Source organism: Sinomonas atrocyanea (assembly GCF_030811715.1).
In the GTDB taxonomy this organism is placed as follows: Bacteria; Actinomycetota; Actinomycetes; order Actinomycetales; family Micrococcaceae; genus Sinomonas; species Sinomonas atrocyanea_A.
Genome location: NZ_JAUSRH010000018.1, coordinates 1 through 19,253 on the forward strand (window position 1 = coordinate 1; position 19,253 = coordinate 19,253).

Sequence of the window (19,253 nt, forward strand, 5' to 3'; positions counted from 1 at the left end):
ATCCGCACCACCACCGACGAAACCAGCGGCTAAACTGCCTGCACCCGTTCACTTTTCAAGCGCCGAAAGCGTCCAAGATTCAAGCGCCGCCGACAGCCCGGCCGGCCTTGCTTCGGTCGGCAGCGCGCGGGTAAGCCTCCGGGGACCGCCTGTCCGGGGGCCTGGGTGGACATCGACGTCTGGGGAGGCAGGCAGCCGTCGTGATGATGGCCCTCGGGAGTCCATGCGGCACACGCAGACCTTTGAGGAGCAAGCATGCCCGAGAACGAGAACATCCAGATCCCCGGCTCCCCCGGAGCCGTCCCGCCCGAGGTCGAGGAACAGACCACGCCCCGCGAGCCGCGCCCGCACAAGCCCGACCAGCGTGGGCCCGAACAGGTCTCCCCGACGGGCACGCCGACCGGGGCCCCCGAGACCTCCCGGTCCCAGTCGGGGCCGTTCCTCACGACGGCGCAGGGCGCCAGGCTCCCCGACACGGACCACTCGCTCAAGGCGGGCGCCCGCGGACCGATCCTGCTGCAGGACCACCACCTGCGCGAGAAGATCACGCACTTCGACCACGAGCGCATCCCGGAGCGCGTGGTGCACGCCCGCGGCTCGGCCGCCCACGGCGTCTTCCGCTCCTACGGCACCGCCGCGAACATCACGAGGGCGGGGTTCCTCGCGAAGGATGTGGAGACGCCGGTCTTCGTGCGCTTCTCCACCGTGCTCGGCTCGCGCGGCTCCGCGGACGCCGTCCGCGACACCCGGGGATTCGCCACGAAGTTCTACACGGACGAGGGCACGTATGACCTCGTCGGCAACAACATCCCGGTCTTCTTCATCCAGGACGGGATCAAGTTCCCCGACGTCGTCCACGCCGCCAAGCCGCATCCGGACCGCGAGATCCCGCAGGCCCAGAGCGCGCACGACACGTTCTGGGACTTCGTGTCGCTCCACACCGAGGCGCAGGCGCACACGATGTGGAACATGTCCGACCGGGCGCTCCCGCGGTCGCTGCGGACCATGGAGGGCTTCGGCGTCCACACCTTCCGCTTCGTCGCGGACGACGGCGGCACCACGCTGGTGAAGTTCCACTGGAAGCCGAAGCAGGGCGTGCACTCGCTGCTGTGGGAAGAGGCCCAGATCATCAACGGCATGGACCCCGACTTCCACCGCCGAGACCTGGCCGACGCCATCGAGGCGGGCGCCTATCCCGAGTGGGAGCTGGGTGTGCAGACGTTCCCGGACACCGAGGACCAGATGTTCGAGGGCATCGACCTGCTCGATCCGACCAAGTTCGTGCCGGAGGAGCTGGCCCCCGTGCAGCCGATCGGGCGCATGACCCTGAACAGGAACCCGGTGAACTTCTTCGCCGAGACCGAACAGGTCGCCTTCCACCCGGGCCACCTCGTCCCCGGCATCGACGTGACCAACGATCCGCTGCTCCAGGCGAGGCTGTTCTCCTATCTCGACACGCAGATCTCGCGGCTGGGCGGTCCGAACTTCAGCCAGATCCCGATCAACCGTCCCCACGCCCCGGTCAACGACATGCTGCGCGACGGCATGCACCAGACCGCCGTGCACCCGGGGGCGGCGCCCTACCGGCCCAATTCGCTGGACGGCGGCTGCCCCTTCCACGCCGGTTCCGAGGCCGGGGCCTACGTCGAGGTGCCGGAGCCCATCGCCGCCTCCATGAAGGAGCGCGCGTCCCAGGCGTCCTTCGAGGACCACTTCAGCCAGGCAGCGCTGTTCTTCCGCAGCCTCAGTCCCGTGGAGCAGGACCACGTGGTCCAGGCCTACACCTTCGAGTTGGGCAAGTGCTTCGAGACGGCCGTGCGCGAGCGTCAGCTGCGCGCGCTGGCCAACATCGACCCCCGCCTCTGCGCCGCCGTGGCCGCGGGGCTCGGCCTGCCGGCCCCACAGCCCTCCGAGGCCCCGGCGGGCTCCGGGACGAGCCCGGCGCTGTCCCAGCTGGCGGGCACGTGGCCGGTGGCCGGGAGAGTCCTCGGCATCGTCGCGGACGGCACCAGCGACCCGGCGGTCGTGGACGCGGCCCGCGAGGCCGCCGCCGCGGCCGGCATGGTCCCGCTCGTCGTGGCGCCCGCCGGCGGCTTCCTCGACGGCGGGGAGGTGCCGGTCCAGCGGACCTACCTCACTGCCCGCTCCATCGAGTTCGACGCGCTCCTGCTGGCCGGCACCGCCGAGCCTGCACCCGATGCGCGGCAGGGGCTGGACGCCAAGGCCGCGGGGGCAGCGGACCACTCGGTCGATCCCCGGGTGGGGCTGCTCCTCACCGAGGCGTTCCGGCACGCCAAGGCCATCGCGGGCCTCGACGGGTCCGAGGCCGTGCTCACCGCGGCCGGGATCCCCACGGAGGCGCCCGGCGTCGTCCTCGGGGACGTCCCCGCGGTCGTGGAGGAGCTGACCACGCTGCTCGCGGCACACCGCGTCTGGGAGCGCTTCCCGGCGGCCAGCGCCTAGCGGCCGGGCCTCGCGGCCCCCGCGCCGCCCCCCGCGGCCCTCACAGGCGGCGGAGGGCGGCGTCGAGCATCTCCCCGGTCAGTCGCTTCGTGGACGTGTTGTGGGGGCTCACGTGGTAGCTGCCCAGCAGCCGGACGCCGCCTCCGCCCGGAAGGCCCAGGACCGTCTCGGCCCCGTGCCCGAACACGGGCTTGGGCCGCGGCACGGCCCAGCCGAGCCTGCGCGCCGCGGCGAGAGCCGCGTTCCACGCCACGCCGCCCAGCGCCAGGACGGCGTCCAGTCCCCCGGCCGAGGCGGCCGTGAGGGCGAGGTCGCGGTCGAGCCAGTGCCCGCACGTGGCGAGCTCGGCCGGCGTCGGACGATTCGCCGGAGGTGCGCACCGCACCGAGGCGACGATCCGGATGCCGGTGAGCACCAGCCCGTCGCCGGCGGCGACGGAGGCGGCCCGGTTCGCGTAGCCGGTGCGGTGGAGGGCGGCGTAGAGCCAGTCGCCGGAGCGGTCGCCCGTGAACATGCGGCCGGTCCGGTTCGTCCCGTTCGCGGCGGGGGCGAGGCCCAGCACGAGCTTCGACGCCGAGAGGTCGCCGAACGAGGGGCCGGGGCGACCCCAGTAGGGCTGGTCCGCGAACGCCGCGCGGCGCCCCGAGACGGCCACAGCCTCGCGCCACTCGACGAGGCGGGGGCACGCCCGGCACACCGAGCTGAGGGCGTCCACCTCCTGGACGGTGGCCGCCGCGGCCGCGAGGCGCGAGACGTCCGCCACGCTGCGGGCGACCGGTGTGCGCGCTGAGGCCGGGTCCCCGGGCCATCCCGTGCCCGGCGGGACGGGCGAGGGGAACGGCACAGCAGTGACGGGATGCGGCTCGAGGCTCATCCCCTCACGCTAGCGCGGCGGGGTCAGCCCTCGTCCCAGAGCGCTGCGAGGGATGCGGCGACGCGGTCCGGCTCGACGCGGTGCGGAGGATCGAAGTGGTGCCTGCCCGGGAACACCTCGAGCCGGAATCTGGGGAAGACGCCCGAGAGGCGGTCGGCGATCTCGCCGTAGTCATCGGGATTGGAGAGGCCGCCGAGGGCGAAGTAGACCGGGCGGTCGAAGCGCGTCAGAGCGCTCCGGTCGAGGTCGTAGGCCGAGAAGGTCTCCAGGAGCGCCCGGATGCCCGCGGGCCGCAGCGCCATCCACGGCGGCTGCTCTCCGCCCGGCACCGGCAGGCCCGCCGTCACGCCGGGACGCACGGCGAGTCGGACGAAGCCTGCCATGAAGTCGTCCGGCGGGAGGCGGTCCAGTTCGGCGTACTGCTTCCAGAGGGCCCGGTGGGCCGAGCTCCATCCCCAGTTCCCGGCCCACGCCGGCTCGAGCAGCGCGAGCGACTGAAGCAGCTCGGGATGCCTCGCCGCGACAGCGACGGCGGCCGCTCCCCCGCCGGAGTACCCGACCAGATGGAAGGCGTCCCAGCGCAGCTCGCGGGCCGCGCGCACGACGCCGGCCACTTCCGTCTCGAGCGAGTAGTCGGCGGGCGGCGTGGGTCCGGCATAGACCTCGAGATCCTTGGTGACGGGCTGGACCGCATCGCCGAACCTGGCGTGCAGGGCCGCGATGAGCGCGCCGTACGCCGGGCCCGCCGGGAGCACGCTGCCGGGGAGGAGGAGCACGCGATGCACGCTTGCGGTGTCCATGCTCCAAGGATCCGCCTTCACCTGCCCGGACGCAGCAGGCGACGGGCCCCGGGCGGGATCAGCCCTGCGGGGCCCGGCCGAGCTCGCGGGTGATCTCGTCCGAGCGCTCGACGGCGGCCCGGGCGCCCTCCGCGATGATGGCGGGCAGACCCCGCTCGTCGAAGACGCGGATGGCCTGCTCGGTGGTGCCCTTGGGGCTCGTCACGGCGCGCCGGAGCGCGGCGGGGTCCGCGCCGGGCTCGTCGAGCATGTAGCCGGCGCCGACGACCGTCTCGCGCGCGAGCTGGAGCGCGAGCTTGGGTTCCAGGCCGAGGGACTCGCCCGCCTTGGCCATGGCTTCCGCAAGGTAGAAGGCGTACGCGGGGCCGGAGCCGCTCACCGCGCTCACGGCCGCGATCTGGTCCTCTGAGACCTCCACCACGAGCCCGAGGCCGCCGAACAGCTTCTTGACGTGCTCGACCTGCTCGGTGGTGGCGTGCGTCCCGCGCGCCACGGCCACGACGCCCTTGCCGAGCCGGGACGGGGTGTTCGGCATGGTGCGGATCACCGGCTGGCCCTCGGGCAGGTCGCGTTCGAGCTGTTCGATCGACACTGCGGCGGCGACGCTCACGACGACGGCGCCCGGGCTGAGCACCGGCGCGATCTCGCGTGCGACGGCCGCGACACCGACCGGCTTGACGCCGATGACCACGATCGAGGCCCCCCGGGCGGCCTGCGCGTTGGAGTCGCTCTCCTCGTCCCAGGCCATGACCGTCACGCCGTAGCGCTCCGCCAGCTCCGAGGCGCTCTCCCTGCGCCGCACGGTGGCGACGATGTCCGTCTTGGGGAAGCCGGCAGCGAGGAGGCCGCCCATGATGGCCCCGTTCATGGAGCCCGTGCCGAGGAATGCGATCTGGTTGCTCATGCCCCCATCCTGCCAGCCGGGCGCGGCCGCCGCATGCTGGCCGGCGGCGCCTTTCCCAGCCTTTTCCCACCCTCGCCCCGGTGTTCTCCCATACTCCGTCTTTACAGTAGTGAATACCTCACAGGGTGCGAGTGATGGGGCGGTCAGTCTCCCCCCAAGACTGACCGCCAGGCACTGGCAGTTCGGATGCATGGTCCCCTAACCTTCCCCGAACTGCCAGTGCCGAACTCGTTTAACGGGTCCTCCGGCGACTAACGGGTCCTCCGGCGACACGGAAACGCGGCCGGCCCCCCCGAAGAGAGCCGGCCGCCGAAGGCCCCGCCTAGATCCCGCTGCCCGCGTCCATACTGGCGCGCTGCCCCAAGTGCGTCCGGGCGAACTCGAGGGTCTCGGCCAGCATCCGCTCGCGTTCCCCCGCCACCTTGGCCTTGCGCGTGCTGATCTCGGCGACCACGGCGCCGTCGAACCCGTTTCCGCCCAGGTGCGCGAGGCACTCGGCGACCCGCTGCGTCCCCTGGCCGGGGAGGAGGTGCTCGTCCCGGAATGACCGCCCGGACCCGTCGGTCAGGTGGACGTGCCGCAGCGTGCTGCCGAGCGCCTTGATCGCGGCGAGGCTGTCCTCACGCGCGGTCGCGGCGTGCGAGAAGTCCCACGTGACATCCTGGTAGCCCTGCCCGATCGGATCCCAGTGCGGGAGGTAGGCGAGCGTCTCGCGTCCGCGCACGCGCCACGGATACATGTTCTCCACCGCGATCCGCACCCCGTACGCGTCGGACAGGTCCCGGACCCCGTGGGCGAACGTCTCCGCATAGTTGCCCTGCCAGCGGAACGGCGGGTGCACCACCACGGTCTCGCACCCGACGTCGACCGCCATCCGGCAGGACTGGCTGATCTTGTTCCACGGCGACCCCCACACCTGCTGCGTCAGCAGGAGGGTGGGAGCGTGGATCGACACGATCGGCTGGTCGTAGTGCTGGGCGAGCTGGATCAGCTCGTCGGCCTTCTGGCTCGTGGAGTTGTTCGTGACCATGACCTCGACGCCGTCGAAGCCGAGGTCGGCGGCCACCGCGAACGCGTCGTGGACGCTCAGCGGGTAGACCGAGGCGCTCGAGAGGGCCACCGGGATCCCCCCTCCGTCCGGGCGCTGGTCCGCCTCTGAGGCCGTCTGGGGTGCTCTCTCCACGTGGGTTCCCGCTTCCGCTCCGGTGCCGCTGGATGAATTCATACGCGCGCCCTCGAGGGGTGCATGCGCTCTGACCGCCGACGCTCGCTCTGGATGGGCCCGATGTGGGCCGGGGGCTCGAGGGGGCCGTCGTGGACGAGCTGGTCGAGCCGGCGGAGGATGAGGCCCTCGCGCAGGGCCCAGGGGCAGATCTCGAGCTCGTCGACCTCGAACTGCTCCATGGCCGCCTCGGCGGCGAGGGCGCCGGCGAGGAGTTGGGGCGCGCGAGCCTCCGAGACCCCGGGGAGGTGGACCCGGTCGGAGGCGGCCATCGCCGAGATGCGCTGGGCCCACAGGCCGAGGTCGGTCCGCTGCAGGACGCGCCGCACGTACGGCCCGGCTCCCGAGGGCGCGGCCCCGGCGATGCGGGCCAGGGACCGGAAGGTCTTGGACGTCCCGGTGACGAGGTTGGGCCGGCCGGCCTTCTCGAATCCCTTGACGACCGGCCGGAGCGTGTCCCGCAGGTACTTGCGCAGCTCCTTGATGCTCTTGGCGGTCGGCGGGTCCTCGGACAGCCAGTCACGCGTGAGGCGCTGGGCGCCGAGCGGGACCGAGGTCGCGACGGCGGGCAGGGAGTCGTGCCCCATCGCCATCTCGAACGAGCCGCCGCCGATGTCGAGGTCGAGGATGGTCCCGGCGCCCCAGCCGTACCAGCGCCGGACAGCGAAGAACGTCATCGCCGCCTCCTCGGGACCGGTGAGCTCCTGCAGCGTCACGCCGGCCTCCTGCTGCACCCTGTCGAGGACGGCATCGCCGTTGGGCGCCTCGCGGATCGCGGAGGTGCAGAACGCGAGGAGGTCCTCGGCGTGATGCCGCCCTGCGAACGCCCAAGCCTCCTGGACGAAGTCGATGAGCTCCTTCTGGCCGCGCTCGCTGATGCTGCCGTCGGCCTCGAGGTACCGCACGAGGGAGAGCGGCCGCTTGTGGGAGGCATAGGCCACCGGCTGCGCACCCGGGTGGGCGTCCACCAGGAGCAGGTGCACGGTGTTCGAACCGATGTCGAGGACGCCTAGCCGCATGTGCCCATTATTCCCCGGTCGACCCTGCGGGGCTGTCCGGGCCCAGCTCGTCCGGCTCGGCGGGGCGGAAGTCGCGCAGCACCGCGGCGACGTGCTCGGTGCTCAGCTCGAAGCCGTAGGCGCTCCCCGGGTTCAGCACGAGCCCGAGCTCGCTGCCGAGGTTCTGCAGCAGCACAGCGCCCTGGGTCTGCACCACGGTGGGGGCGTGCTCGAGGAAGTCCGGGCGGATCCTCGCACGGTGGGTGAAGGCCGCGACCACGGGCTTCCCCTCGCCGTTGGAGAGGATGAGCGGCTCGACGGTGTCCCCGCCGGACTCCCCGCCCGCCGGCTCCGGCACGAGGAGGCACACGAGGCTGTTGAGGAAGGCCAGGATCGACTGCTGCGCGTCCTCGTCGGCGCCGGACGCGGTCGCCGAGGCGAGGGCGGCCTCGAGCTCGGTCAGCGGGACCGGGTCGAGGTGCGCGGGCACCGCTCCTGCATCCGCGGACGACGCCGCGTGCTCGCCGCCGGTGACCGGCTCGCCGTCGTGCGTGCTCACTTGGCACCCGCCTTCGCTCGGCCGCCCGACGAGCGCCGGGCGGGCTTCTTGGCCGGGCCCTTGGCCCGCTTCTCGGCGAGGAGCTCGATGGCGCGCTCCCGCGTCAGCTCCTCGATCGCGGTGGACCGCGGGACGGTGATGTTCGTCTCTCCGTCCGTGATGTAGGGGCCGAAGCGGCCCTCCTTGACCACGATGGGCTTGCCCGAGGCCGGGTCGTCGCCGAACTCCGCGAGCGGGGCTGCGGCCGTGCGCCCGCCGCGCGTCTTGGGCTGGGAGTAGATCTCGAGCGCCTGCTCGAGGGTGATCGTGAAGATCTCCTCCTCGGAGCCGATCGAGCGCGAGTCCGTGCCCTTCTTCAGGTACGGCCCGAACCGGCCGTTCTGCACCGTGATCGTGGTGCCCTCCGCGTCCTCGCCGAGGCGGCGCGGAAGCGTGAGGAGCTGCAGCGCCTGCTCGAGGGTCACCGTGTCCAGGGTCATCGACTTGAACAGGCTGGCCGTGCGGGGCTTGACCTTGACCGGCTTCTTGGGCGGCTTCGGCTTGCCGTTCTTGTAGTACTCCACGGGCTGGGCCGCGATCTGCTCGGGCGTCATCTCGGGGATGACCTCGGTGACGTACGCCCCGTACCGGCCGTTCTTGGCCACGACGGTGTGCCCCGTGTGCGGGTCCTGGCCGAGGACGCGCTCCTCCGGCCCGGCGCTCTCCATGAGCTCGAGCGCCTTCTCGGCGGTGAGCTCGTCCGGGGCGAGGTCCTCCGGCACGTTGGCGCGCTCGGGGGCGGTGCCCTCGGGGGCGTCCGCCGGGAGGGGCTTCTCGAGGTACGGCCCGTACTTGCCCACGCGCAGCACGATGCCGGGGGCGATCTCGACCGAGTTGACCTCGCGGGCGTCGATCTCGCCGAGCCCGTTGACGATCGTGGTCAGGCCGGGGTTGGTCCCGTCGCCGAAGTAGAAGTGGCTGAGCCAGTCGGCGCCGGCCTGCTGGCCCGCCGCGATCTTGTCGAGGTCCTCCTCCATCTCGGCGGTGAAGTCGTAGTCGACGTAGTCGTGGAAGTGCTCCTCGAGCAGCCGGACCACCGAGAACGCGATCCAGCTCGGCACGAGCGCGGTGCCGCGGGCGCGCACGTAGCCGCGGTCCATGATCGTGGAGATCGTCGCCGCGTACGTGGACGGGCGGCCGATCCCGCGCTCCTCGAGCGTCTTGACGAGCGAGGCCTCGGTGTACCGCGGGGGCGGGGAGGTCTGGTGGCCGTTAGAGGCGATCTCGAGCGCGTCGAGCGGCTGGCCCTGGGAGAGGATCGGGAGCCGGCCGCCCTCGGCGGAGCCGGCCGCGCCGTTCCCAGCGCTCTCGGTGTCCTCGCGGACCTCGTCGCGGCCCTCCTCGTACGCGGCGAGGAAGCCGCGGAACGTGATGACGGTGCCGGACGCGGCGAACTCGGCGTCCCGCCCGCCGGCCTCGCCGGTCACGGCCGTCGCGCCGAGGCGGACGGTCGCGGTCGAGCCCTTGGCGTCCTCCATCTGCGAGGCGACCGTGCGCTTCCAGATGAGCTCGTAGAGGCGGAACTCGTCCCCCGAGAGCTGCTTGGCCACCTGGGCAGGTGTGCGGAAGGAGTCGCCGGACGGGCGGATGGCCTCGTGGGCCTCCTGGGCGTTCTTCGACTTGGACGCGTACACCCGGGGCCGCGAGGGGATGTACTCCGCGCCGTAGAGCTCGGAGGCCTGCCGCCGCGCGGCCGTCACGGCCTGGTCGGACAGCGCCGTCGAGTCGGTACGCATATAGGTGATGTAGCCGTTCTCGTACAGGCGCTGGGCCACCTGCATCGTCACCCGCGCGGAGAAGCGCAGCTTGCGCGCCGCCTCCTGCTGGAGGGTGGAGGTGGTGAACGGGGCCGCCGGGCGCCGGGTGTACGGCTTCTCCTCGACCGAGCGCACCGCGAACGCGGCGTCCCGCAGGCCCTCGGCGAGGGCCGTGGCGGTGGCCTCCGTGAGGAGCTCGGCATTCTTGGCCTTGAGCTGGCCGCGGTCGTCGAAGTCGCGCCCGGTGGCGACCTTCTTCCAGTCCACCTGCGCGAGGCGCGCCTGGAAGCTCTGGCGGGCGGCGGCGTCGTCCGTGCCCTTCCCGGCCGGGGCGAGGGTGGCGAGGAGGTCCCAGTAGCTCGCGGCGCGGAACGCCATGCGCTCGCGCTCGCGCTCCACCACGAGCCGGGTGGCCACCGACTGCACGCGGCCGGCGGAGAGGCCGCCGGCGACCTTGCGCCAGAGCACCGGGGAGATCTCGTAGCCGTACAGGCGGTCCAGGACGCGCCGGGTCTCCTGGGCGTCGACGAGCGACTCGTCCACGTCGCGCAGCTCCGCCATGGCGCGCTGGATCGCTTCCTTGGTGATCTCCGGGAAGGTCAGGCGGTGCACGGGCACCTTGGGCTTGAGCACCTCGAGCAGGTGCCACGCGATGGCCTCGCCCTCGCGATCGCCATCGGTGGCGAGGTAGAGCTCGTCGGCGTCCTTGAGCTTGGCCTTGAGCTCCGCGACCTTCTTCTTCTTGTCCGGGGAGACCACGTAGTAGGGCTCGAAGCCGTGCTCGATGTCCACGGCGAACTTGCCCACCGAGGACTTCTTGAGCTCGGCGGGCAGGTCCGAGGGCTGGGGGAGGTCCCGGATGTGGCCCATCGACGCGTCGACCTCGAAGCCGTCGCCCAAGTACTGGGCGATCGTCTTGCTCTTGGCCGGCGACTCCACGATCACGAGCTTCTTGCCGGTTCTAGCCTTCGTGGCCACGGTACTCCTCGCCAAACTGCTGCAGATCTCCCGTGCCCTCCTGCGCCGGGACAGGCCGGCGTCGGGGCACGAGGGGGCGCGGCGAGCGCCGCGCAAGTCCCTAGTTCACCATACGACGGCCGCCCACGCGCAAGCCGGGCGTGCAGCTGTGGACAGCCGGGGTCAGGAGCCGGCGACCGCGGCGGGGTGCGCCGCGCCGCCCGAGGAGGGCCGGCCCGGCGCCTCGGCGCCCGGCTTCCGGGCCGCGGCCCGGCGCGCGGCCGGCCGGCGTCCCTCGCCTGCGTCCTTCGGCGCGGACTTCACGGCCTCGCGCACCTCGGGCAGCATCGACCACACGAAGTACATGCGCTCGGTGTCCTCGTCCCCGGGATGCTCCTCGAGCTCGAACTCGTCCATGAGCTCGAGCATCCGCTGCTTGAAGCGGGCCCGCTGCTCGAGGGTGAGCTTGAGGACATTGCCCGAGATCATCATGACCGGCGACTCGTCCGGCTCGCCCCGGCGCCTGGCCGCGTCGCGGTGCTTGGCGTGGCTCGCGATCCGCGTGCGCAGCGAATCGATCTCCATGTCGATGATCGCGAGCCCCGGCGTCTGGCCGGTCGTGGCGGTGTCCAGGTTCAGGTCCGTGCCGGCGGCCTTCCAGCGCCGCTCGCGGCCGTCGCCGTCGCTCGGCGCGTCCACGACGATGCCCCATTTCTTCAAGGCCCGGAGGTGATAGCTCATCGCACTCGGGGTGAGCCCTGTGAACGCCGCCAGCTCCGTGGCGGTGCGGCTCTCCTGGCTCGAGTAGAGCTCGTTGATGGCCTCGAGGCGGGCCGCGTGCGCGAGCGCGCGGATGGCCTTGGGGTCGGTGATCCGGACCGGGTTCTCGGTGCGGGAACTGCGCTTCTTGTCCGTCATGCTGCTTTTTCGTTGTGCCGGTATTGGAGTGTAATAAACGCCACACTGGGGGCGATGTCAAGCTGTTTCTTCACGGTTCCCGGCCGTCGCGTCATCGGCGTGTCCGCCAGCGGTTCCGGCCGGGAATCCCGCCGGCATTCCCGATGGGACGAGGAAGCCGTCGGCGACCAGGTTCGCGGCCTCGGCGACGACGCCGGGGCGGAAGCCCTCGTCGTCGCGGCCGAGGAGCGCAGCGAGCGCGGATGCGATCTGCCCGGCCGTGAGCTCGCCGTCGCAGGCCGAGACGAAGCCGGCCAGCTCGGTGCTCAGGAGGCTCGTGCGGCGGAACCCCGCGCCCTGGCGCAGGAGGATCACCCCCGGGTGCTCGGCCCCGGGTCGCTGGTGGCGCTCCTCGGTCACATCGTCGGCGACGACGAGCCGCTCGGCTGCCAGGTCTGGGTGGGCGGCGAGCCAGTCGGCGCGCTCGACGGCGGCGGCCCAGTGCGGCCCGATCGGCTGCTCGAGCGGGTGGGTGAGCTCCTCGAAGCGGTCCAGGCGCGCCTGGCCGAGCGCGGGGCGCCGGAGCCAGACCGCGCCGAAGCCGATCGCCGCGGTCCCGCGGGCCGCGAAGTCGGCGAGATAGGCGGCGTAGGCGTCCTCGTAGGCTGCGGGGTCGCGCTGCTGCGAGGCGTCCGCGAGCCACGTCTCCGCGTACTGCCCGGGGCCGATCTCCTCGCGCTGGAGGACCCACGCGTCGACGTCCGCGGGGATCCACGAGCGGACGCGCTCGTGCCAGGGGGCGCCGGCCGGGATCTCCCAGTTGCCCAGCAGCTGGGCGGTGCCGCCCTCGGCCAGCACGGCGGGCAGCCCCGCCACGAGCCGGGCCACGAGCTCGTCCCCGGCCAGGCCGCCGTCACGGTAGGTGAACTGGTCCTCGGCGCGCTCCCCCGCGGCCCGCGGGGTGATGACGAACGGCGGGTTGGAGACCACGAGGTCGAACAGTTCCCCCGCGACCGGCTCCAACAGGCTGCCGCGGCGCAGCTCGACGCGGTCCTCGAGGCGGTCCGGGTCGAGGCCGAGTGCGCCGGCGTTGAGCAGGAGGTTGAAGCGGGTGAACGCGAGCGCGCGCTCGGAGATGTCCGTCGCGACCACGTGGCGTGCGTGGCCGAGGAGGTGGAAGGCCTGGATCCCGCAGCCGGTGCCGAGGTCCAGCGCCCGCTCGACCGGGCGCCTGGCCGTGGTCTGGACGAGGGTCGCCGAGGCGTGCCCGATCCCGAGCACATGGTCGGGCCGGAGGACCCCGGGCCGCTGGTGGGCGGCCAGATCGGAGGCGACCCAGATCTCCTTCTGGCCCTCCTCCGCGTCCCACGCGTACGGGCGGAGGTCGACCGCCGCGGCGAGCCGCCCGCCGTCGTCCGCCGGCTCGGCCAGCCCGAGCGCGCGGAGGCCGTCCGCGCCGAGCGCGGGAAACACGGCGTCGAGCCCCGCCGCGGGCAGGGGCCGGGCGAGGAGGAAGAAGCGCACGACGGCGCCCAGCGGGTTCCGCGCCGGATCCTCGCCGGCGGCGCGGGTCGCCGCGAGCGCGGGCACGATCTGGTCGCGGGAGAGGGCGGCGTGCGCCTCGGGTCCGAGTAGCTCGGCGACCGCGTCGACCGTGTAGTCCGCGGCGGCGAGGTCGTGGGCCAGCGCGCGCAGCAGCTCGGGCCGGTCGGAGGCGGGGGCGTCGTCCTGGGTGCTTGAACTCACCACGGAAGTCTAGGCTGATCCGCTCGGGCGGCGCGGGGGCAGAATGGTCGCATGAGCCGCTCCGCCGCCGCGCGACCCCCGAGCGCGGGGCCCCTGCGGGCGTGCCTCGCGGCCGCGCTCCTCGTGGCTGGCGTGTCCGGCTGCGCGTACCAGTACGACGACGGGCTCCCGCCCCTGGGCCAGCGCGACGCGGCGGCGGCAGCGTCGGCGTCGGCCAGCGCGTCGGCGGCCGCCTCGGCTGCGGCTGCCGAGCACGACCGGAGGTCGCGCGTGGCGCGCGGCGCCGCGACGGCCGCGCCCCTCGACCAGCCGCTGGCCGGCGAGCCCCTGCAGGCGTGGGCGAACACGGTGCTGCCGGACGCCTCCGGGGTGTCGCTGGCCAGGGACGCGAGCACGGCGTGGCCGGGACGGCCGGCACGGCGCATGGGCATCGCGACGGAGCCCGGACCGGCGACCCTGAGAGTCGCCTGCCGGGGCGAGGGCCTCGCCGACGTCCGGGTGACGGCGGGCGACGTCCAGCTGCTCGACTTCACGTTCGCGTGCAACCGGGCGTGGGCGCGGCCGGTCGAGGTCCCCGCGGCGGGACGCCTCGACGTGCAGTTCAGTGCCGCGGGCGACGCGGCGGCGAACGTGGCCTACCGGCTCACCCGGCCGTGACGCGCCCGGCGGGCTCGGCCGTGCCCTCCTCGGCTCCTTCCGCCTCCTCCGCCGGGCGGCAGCCGTCCGGGCAGCGGAGGGTCTCGGGGGACGACGCACACTGCGGGCAGTAGAGGGTCAGCCGGCGGCACTGAGGGTCGGAGCAGTTGTGGAAGTCGGACGTCGGGGCAGCGCAGCGGGCGCACCGGCCGATCGTTGCCGCGTCCTCGCTGAACTCGAGGTGCATGCGCCGGTCGAAGACGTAGAGCGAGCCTTCCCACAGGCCGGCGTCCCCATAGGCCTCGCCGTACCGCAAGATCCCGCCGTCGAGCTGGTACACCTCCTGGAAGCCGCGGCGGCGCATGTGCGCGGTGAGGATCTCGCAGCGGATCCCGCCCGTGCAGTAGGTGACCACCGGGCGGTCCTTGAGGTCGTCGTACTTGCCGGAGTCGAGCTCGGCGAGGAAGTCGTGCGTCGTGGAGGTGTCGGGGACGACAGCGCCCTTGAAGCGTCCGATCTGCGCTTCGAATGCATTGCGCCCGTCGAAGAACACGACTTCGCGCCGAGCGTCGTCGGCGTCGCGGCCCGAGGCGACGAGGTCGTGGAGCTGCTCCGGAGTGAGCCGTTCGCCGCCGCCGACCACGCCCTCGGCGCCGATCGCGAGTTCGCCGGGGGCGCCGAAGGACACCAGCTCGGGGCGGGCCTTCACGGACAGGCGGGGGAAATCCTGGGCACTGCCCTCAGACCACTTCACGTCGAGGCTCCGGAAGCCGGGGTACTCCTTGGTGGCCCGCAGGTACCGCTTGACGGCGTCCAGTTCGCCGCCGACGGTCGCATTGATGCCGTCCGGCGAGACGATGATGCGGCCCCTGAGTCCGAGCCCCTCGCACAGGGTGCGCTGCCAGAGCCGGACTGCCTCCGGGTCCGCCAGCGGGGTGAAGCAGTAGAACAGGATGATACGGTGCTGGGCCACCCATCAAGGGTACCGGCGCCCCGGTGCGGGCCCCGGTGACAGTTCTGTCACGGCCCTTATCAGGTTCTCCGGTTCCGGTTATCGTCGTGGCTATGGGAGAGCCATCGCTGAGCGAGCTTCTGGGCATCTGGGTCGAAGGCTGGGCCTCCACGCGCCACTATCCGGTCCAGGACGTCGGGGCGTTCAAGGCGGTGCAGCTCACCGACAAGTCCGGGGACTGGGAGGCGTTCGCCGCCGACCCGAGCGAGCAGGAGTTCGCCGACCTGGCCGCGTTCGTCACGGAGTCGTCGCCCCGGCTGATGACCGTGCTCACCGAGAACCTGCCTGCCTACCGCGCCCTCGGCGAGAAGCACGGCCTCGTCGAGCTCGCTGCGGACCAGGAGCTCATGATCATGGACTTCGAGGGCAAGGACGTCGAGGCGCCCTGGCTCAACGACGATGAGCTCAAGCTGACCACCGACTACGAGGACCACAGCGCCACCGTGACCGTGGCGACCACCGACGGCACACTGGCCGCCCGCGGCCACGTGGCTGTGGCCCACGGGTATGCGGTGTTCGACCGGATCATCACCGAGCCCGCCTTCCGGCGCCGGGGCCTGGGCAGCTTCATCATGCGGGCCCTCACGGCCGCGATGAGCGAGCACAACCTCGACCAGGGCCTGCTCATCGCCTCCACGGATGGCCAGCACCTCTACCACCACCTCGGGTGGAGCGACGTGTCCCAGGTGCTGGTCCTCACCAACCCCGGCAACACCCAGGGCGGTTCGCTCTCCTCGGACTGACCCCACCTGGCGGCCTGCGGGTCCGAGTCCTCCGGCCGGTGCTGGAAGAATGCTGGTGTGGCCGCGCACGACTCCCTCCTCTCGCTTCTGGGCAGGTCCTCTGCCCCGGAGGAGCTGCGGCATCTGCGCACGATCCCCGCGCGCTCGGCGCGGCACGCGCCCTGGCCTGCGTGGGCCCACCCGGATCTGGTCGCTGCGTATCGGCGGCTCGGCATCGAAACGCCCTACATCCATCAGGTCGAGGCGGCGGACCTGGCGCACGCGGGCCAGCACGTCGTGCTCGCCACCGGGACCGCGTCGGGCAAGTCGCTCGCCTACCAGCTCCCAGCGCTGGACGCTGTCCACCGCTCGGAGCTGCGCGTGGCCGAGCAGCCCGGGCGGATCCACGACGACGGCGCGGCCGTCCTCTACCTGTCCCCCACCAAGGCGCTCGCCGCCGACCAGCTCACGGCCATCCGCTCCCTCGGGCTCCGCACGGTCCGCGCCGAGACCTACGACGGCGACACCGAACAGTCGGCGAGGCGCTGGATCCGGGACCACGCGAACGTCATCCTCGCCAACCCGGACATGCTCCACTTCGGCATCCTGCCGAACCACCCCTGGTGGGCCGCGTTCTTCCGGCGCCTGAAGTTCGTCATCATCGACGAGGCGCACTCGTACCGGGGCGTCTTCGGGTCCCACGTGGCCAACCTCCTGCGGCGGCTCCGGCGCGTGTGCGCCCACTACGGCTCCGCCCCCGTGTTCATCGCCGCCTCCGCCACCTCTGGGGATCCGGAGGGCTCGGTGGGGCGGCTGATCGGCGACGCGGTCACTGCGGTCACTGAGGACGGCTCGCCCCATGGGGCCACTGAGGTGGCCTTCTGGGAGCCCGCGCTGACAGACTCCCGCGGGGAGAACGGCGCGCCGCAGCGGCGCACCGCGATCGCCGAGAGTGCGGACCTTCTGGCCAATCTCGTGTCGGCGCACGTGCGGACGATCGCCTTCATCAAGTCCCGCCGCGGGGCCGAGACGATCTCCTCGATCGCGCAGCGCCTCGTGGACGAGGTGGATCCGAGCCTTCCCGGGCGCATCGCCGCGTACCGGTCGGGGTACCTGCCCGAGGAGCGGCGCGAACTCGAGCGGCGGCTGCGCTCCGGGGAGCTGCTGGGGGTCGCGAGCACCTCGGCGCTCGAGCTGGGCATCGACATCTCGGGGCTGGATGCGGTCCTTGTCGCCGGATGGCCCGGCACGAGGGCCTCGCTCTTCCAGGAGATCGGCCGTGCCGGGCGCTCGGGCCAGGACGCGCTCGCGGCGTTCGTCGCGAGCGATGACCCCCTCGACACCTATCTGGTGAACCACCCGGAGGCGATCTTCGACACCTCGGTCGAAGCCACCGTCCTCGACCCATCGAACCCCTATGTCCTCGGCCCCCACCTGTGTGCCGCGGCTGCAGAGAAGCCCCTCACCGGCGCCGACCTCGCCCTGTTCGGCCCCACCACCGAGCGCCTCCTCGACCAGCTCGTGGCGCAGGGGTACCTCCGCCGGCGCCCTGGCGGGTGGTTCTGGACCCATCCTGAGAGCGCCGCGGGCATGGTGAGCCTCCGGGCCGACGGTGGCGGCCCGGTGAGCATCATCGATGCCGACACCGGGCAGCTGCTGGGCTCCATGGACTCACCCCAGACGCACTACCAGGCCCACCAGGGCGCCATCTACGTCCACCAGGGCGCGAGCTACCTCGTCGAAGAGCTCAACGAGGCGGAGCACTGCGTGGTGGTTCGACGGGTGAACCCGGACTACTACACGACCGCGCGGGACATCACCACGGTCGAGGTCCTCGGCGAGGAGCGCTGCGAGCAGTGGGGCCCAGTGGGGGTCCACTTCGGCGAGGTCAGGGTGACGACCCAGGTGGTCTCCTTCCAGCGCAAGGCGCTCATCTCCAACGAGGTCCTCGGCGAGGAGCCCCTCGAGCTCGGCGCGCGGGACCTTTTCACCAAGGCCGTCTGGCTCACCCTGCCGGAGCCGACGCTCGCGGCCGCGGGACTGATCACAGCCCAGTTCCCCGGCGCCCTCCACGCCGCCGAGCACGCATCGATCGGCCTCCTCCCGCTCGTCGCCTCGAGCGACCGGTGGGACGTGGGCGGAGTCTCCACAGCACTGCACGCCGACACCGAGCAGCCGACCATCTTCGTCTACGACGGGCATCCAGGCGGAGCGGGGTTCGCGGAGCGCGGATTCGAACGCATCCGGGTGTGGCTCCGGGCGACCCTGGACGCGATCGAGGCCTGCGAGTGCGATGCCGGGTGCCCCTCGTGCGTCCAGAGCCCCAAGTGCGGCAATAAGAACAACCCCTTGGACAAGGCCGGGGCGGTCGCCCTCCTGCGCGCCGTCCTCCTCCAGTCCGACCTCGCGGCCGAACTGGTCTGACGGGACCTGACCCTGACTCGCGGCTGGCCATGACGCGGGCCAGGCCTGGCGCGGGGCCGGCCCGACCGTCCCGGGCATCACCCACTGCCTACCGCGGGCGGCGGCCCTGCCCGTGCACGCCCCACGGCCGGACCCCACGGTGCGCCGGTGTCCAGCTCCACCGTGACCCGAACGGTGCTGCCGGGCTTCTCCACCGTGCAGTCAGTCAGCGCGGCGCCGTTGAGCTCGGCCACGCCCTGCGCAGTGGTGCAGGCGGCCCCGGAGCGTAGGCCGCGCTCGGCGTCGGCCCCGGCGAGCGCGGCGAGGTCCGCCGCCGCACCGGCCCGCGAGGACGCGGCCAGCGCCTGGCCGAGGATCACGAGCGCCGCACACGCCAGGATCAGGACCATCCCGAGCCCGAGGGCCAGAACCGTTCCCGACCCGCCCTCGGCGCACCTGCATCCGGAACCGCGAGCACGGCGGTCGACCGGGCCGCGCAGGCCGCACCTGCTGCGCCTGGTGCACGTGCCGAACGAGCCGCACTGGCCGCACATCCAGGTCACGGCGGTCCCTCCCTGCTCAGGCTCGCGGTCGCGCGGGCTCGCAGCCCTGCCGCGGCCGCTACGGGCCCCGGCACGGCGGCGCTGACCCGGACGGTCACAACCCCGGCGGAGGCGTCGACGGAATGCTCTGCGCCCGATCCGGCGACCCGCGCGATCTCGCGGGCCACCGCGCCGGGGTCCTCGCCTTTAGCGACCGCGCGCGCCCCAGCCCTCGCGGCCTCCTCGACCCTGACCTGGCACACGGCCGCAGAGACCGCACCGAGGAGGAAACCGAGCAGGAGGATCACCGCGGGGACGGCCACCGCGAACTCGGCGGTGACCGAACCCCGCGGGGACGCCGGGCCCTCGGGGGCACCGGCGACCCCACGGACGGCACTCACGGGAGGGCGAGGGCTTGGCGGATGATCGCGAGGAGGAAGCCCCGCACCTCGTCGCTGCGCATGATGACCACGAGAAGGCCTGCGAAGGCCACGGCGCCCAGTGTGGCGATCGCGTACTCTGCCGTCGCCATCCCGTGCTGCCCCGCAGCCCGGGTCCCGAGCCAGAGCCGCAGGAGCTGCAGGCGGATGGCCGCCCTGCGCCGCATGCGGGCGGCCCGGACGCGCGCCCGCCTACGGATCTGCCGGGACACCCTTCGATCCTGTCCTGGGAGGGAGGCGTCCGAGCAGCTCCCGAGGGCGGGGGCGCCCGACCCGGCGCCG

17 protein-coding genes are annotated in these 19,253 nt (G+C 72.7%); 4 read left to right on the plus strand and 13 right to left on the minus strand.

Annotated elements, in window-relative coordinates; translation table 11 throughout:
• The first annotated feature begins 255 nt into the window (after positions 1-255).
• A complete protein-coding gene (locus tag J2W21_RS18905) occupies positions 256-2,463 on the plus strand; it encodes a catalase (protein ID WP_307116064.1) in 2,208 nt (735 codons plus the stop codon).
• Between the two features lie 40 nt (positions 2,464-2,503).
• On the opposite strand, the gene J2W21_RS18910 is transcribed toward J2W21_RS18905, so the two are convergent.
• The 9 genes from J2W21_RS18910 to J2W21_RS18950 form a co-directional block, all read right to left on the minus strand.
• Positions 2,504-3,337, minus strand: a complete 834-nt coding sequence (locus tag J2W21_RS18910; RefSeq protein WP_307116065.1) for a uracil-DNA glycosylase — start codon at positions 3,335-3,337, stop codon at positions 2,504-2,506.
• Between the two features lie 23 nt (positions 3,338-3,360).
• Positions 3,361-4,137, minus strand: coding sequence for an alpha/beta fold hydrolase (locus J2W21_RS18915; RefSeq protein WP_307116066.1), 777 nt, complete (start codon positions 4,135-4,137; stop codon positions 3,361-3,363).
• 58 nt (positions 4,138-4,195) lie between these two features.
• Positions 4,196-5,041 carry a pyrroline-5-carboxylate reductase gene (gene proC, locus J2W21_RS18920; protein ID WP_307116067.1) on the minus strand — a complete coding sequence of 282 codons (846 nt, stop codon included), beginning with the start codon at positions 5,039-5,041 and terminating at the stop codon, positions 4,196-4,198.
• A gap of 322 nt (positions 5,042-5,363) precedes the next feature.
• On the minus strand, positions 5,364-6,224 hold the full coding sequence (locus tag J2W21_RS18925) for a sugar phosphate isomerase/epimerase family protein (RefSeq protein WP_307116068.1): 861 nt from the start codon (positions 6,222-6,224) through the stop codon (positions 5,364-5,366).
• A 38-nt stretch (positions 6,225-6,262) separates the two neighbouring features.
• On the minus strand, positions 6,263-7,282 hold the full coding sequence (locus J2W21_RS18930; RefSeq protein WP_307116069.1) for a Ppx/GppA phosphatase family protein: 1,020 nt from the start codon (positions 7,280-7,282) through the stop codon (positions 6,263-6,265).
• Positions 7,283-7,289: 7 nt separating this feature from the next.
• A complete protein-coding gene (locus tag J2W21_RS18935; RefSeq protein WP_307116070.1) occupies positions 7,290-7,820 on the minus strand; it encodes an SseB family protein in 531 nt (176 codons plus the stop codon).
• The gene (gene topA / locus J2W21_RS18940; protein ID WP_307116071.1) at positions 7,817-10,594 is read right to left on the minus strand and encodes a type I DNA topoisomerase; all 2,778 of its coding nucleotides are present in this window, start codon (positions 10,592-10,594) and stop codon (positions 7,817-7,819) included. The genes J2W21_RS18935 and topA overlap by 4 nt, the downstream gene beginning before the upstream one ends.
• 162 nt (positions 10,595-10,756) lie before the next feature.
• On the minus strand, positions 10,757-11,491 hold the full coding sequence (locus J2W21_RS18945) for an ArsR/SmtB family transcription factor (protein WP_307116072.1): 735 nt from the start codon (positions 11,489-11,491) through the stop codon (positions 10,757-10,759).
• Between the two features lie 57 nt (positions 11,492-11,548).
• On the minus strand, positions 11,549-13,216 hold the full coding sequence (locus J2W21_RS18950; RefSeq protein ID WP_307116073.1) for a DUF7059 domain-containing protein: 1,668 nt from the start codon (positions 13,214-13,216) through the stop codon (positions 11,549-11,551).
• A 51-nt stretch (positions 13,217-13,267) separates the two neighbouring features.
• Here J2W21_RS18950 and J2W21_RS18955 point away from each other — a divergent pair, with 51 nt between their 5' ends.
• Positions 13,268-13,873 (plus strand): hypothetical protein, encoded by a 606-nt coding sequence (locus J2W21_RS18955; protein WP_307116074.1) that lies wholly within the window; start codon positions 13,268-13,270, stop codon positions 13,871-13,873.
• On the opposite strand, the gene trhO is transcribed toward J2W21_RS18955, so the two are convergent.
• Positions 13,860-14,825: an oxygen-dependent tRNA uridine(34) hydroxylase TrhO gene (trhO, locus tag J2W21_RS18960; RefSeq protein ID WP_444965510.1), complete on the minus strand. Its 966-nt coding sequence runs from the start codon at positions 14,823-14,825 to the stop codon at positions 13,860-13,862. The genes J2W21_RS18955 and trhO overlap by 14 nt on opposite strands.
• Positions 14,826-14,917: 92 nt before the next feature.
• On the opposite strand from trhO, the gene J2W21_RS18965 reads away from it, so the two are divergent.
• Positions 14,918-15,607, plus strand: a complete 690-nt coding sequence (locus tag J2W21_RS18965) for a GNAT family N-acetyltransferase (RefSeq protein ID WP_307116075.1) — start codon at positions 14,918-14,920, stop codon at positions 15,605-15,607.
• Positions 15,608-15,664: 57 nt separating this feature from the next.
• On the plus strand, positions 15,665-18,010 hold the full coding sequence (locus J2W21_RS18970) for a DEAD/DEAH box helicase (RefSeq protein WP_307116076.1): 2,346 nt from the start codon (positions 15,665-15,667) through the stop codon (positions 18,008-18,010).
• A 77-nt stretch (positions 18,011-18,087) separates the two neighbouring features.
• Here J2W21_RS18970 and J2W21_RS18975 read toward each other — a convergent pair whose 3' ends face one another.
• Genes J2W21_RS18975 through J2W21_RS18985 form a run of 3 tightly spaced genes read right to left on the minus strand, consistent with a single transcriptional unit; the run spans position 18,088 to position 19,183 of the window.
• Complete coding sequence (locus tag J2W21_RS18975) at positions 18,088-18,543, minus strand: Rv3654c family TadE-like protein (RefSeq protein ID WP_307116112.1); 456 nt, start codon at positions 18,541-18,543, stop codon at positions 18,088-18,090.
• Positions 18,544-18,548: 5 nt separating this feature from the next.
• The gene (locus J2W21_RS18980) at positions 18,549-18,932 is read right to left on the minus strand and encodes a TadE family type IV pilus minor pilin (RefSeq protein ID WP_307116077.1); all 384 of its coding nucleotides are present in this window, start codon (positions 18,930-18,932) and stop codon (positions 18,549-18,551) included.
• Positions 18,929-19,183 carry a DUF4244 domain-containing protein gene (locus J2W21_RS18985; protein ID WP_307116078.1) on the minus strand — a complete coding sequence of 85 codons (255 nt, stop codon included), beginning with the start codon at positions 19,181-19,183 and terminating at the stop codon, positions 18,929-18,931. The genes J2W21_RS18980 and J2W21_RS18985 overlap by 4 nt, the downstream gene beginning before the upstream one ends.
• Positions 19,184-19,253: the final 70 nt, after the last annotated feature.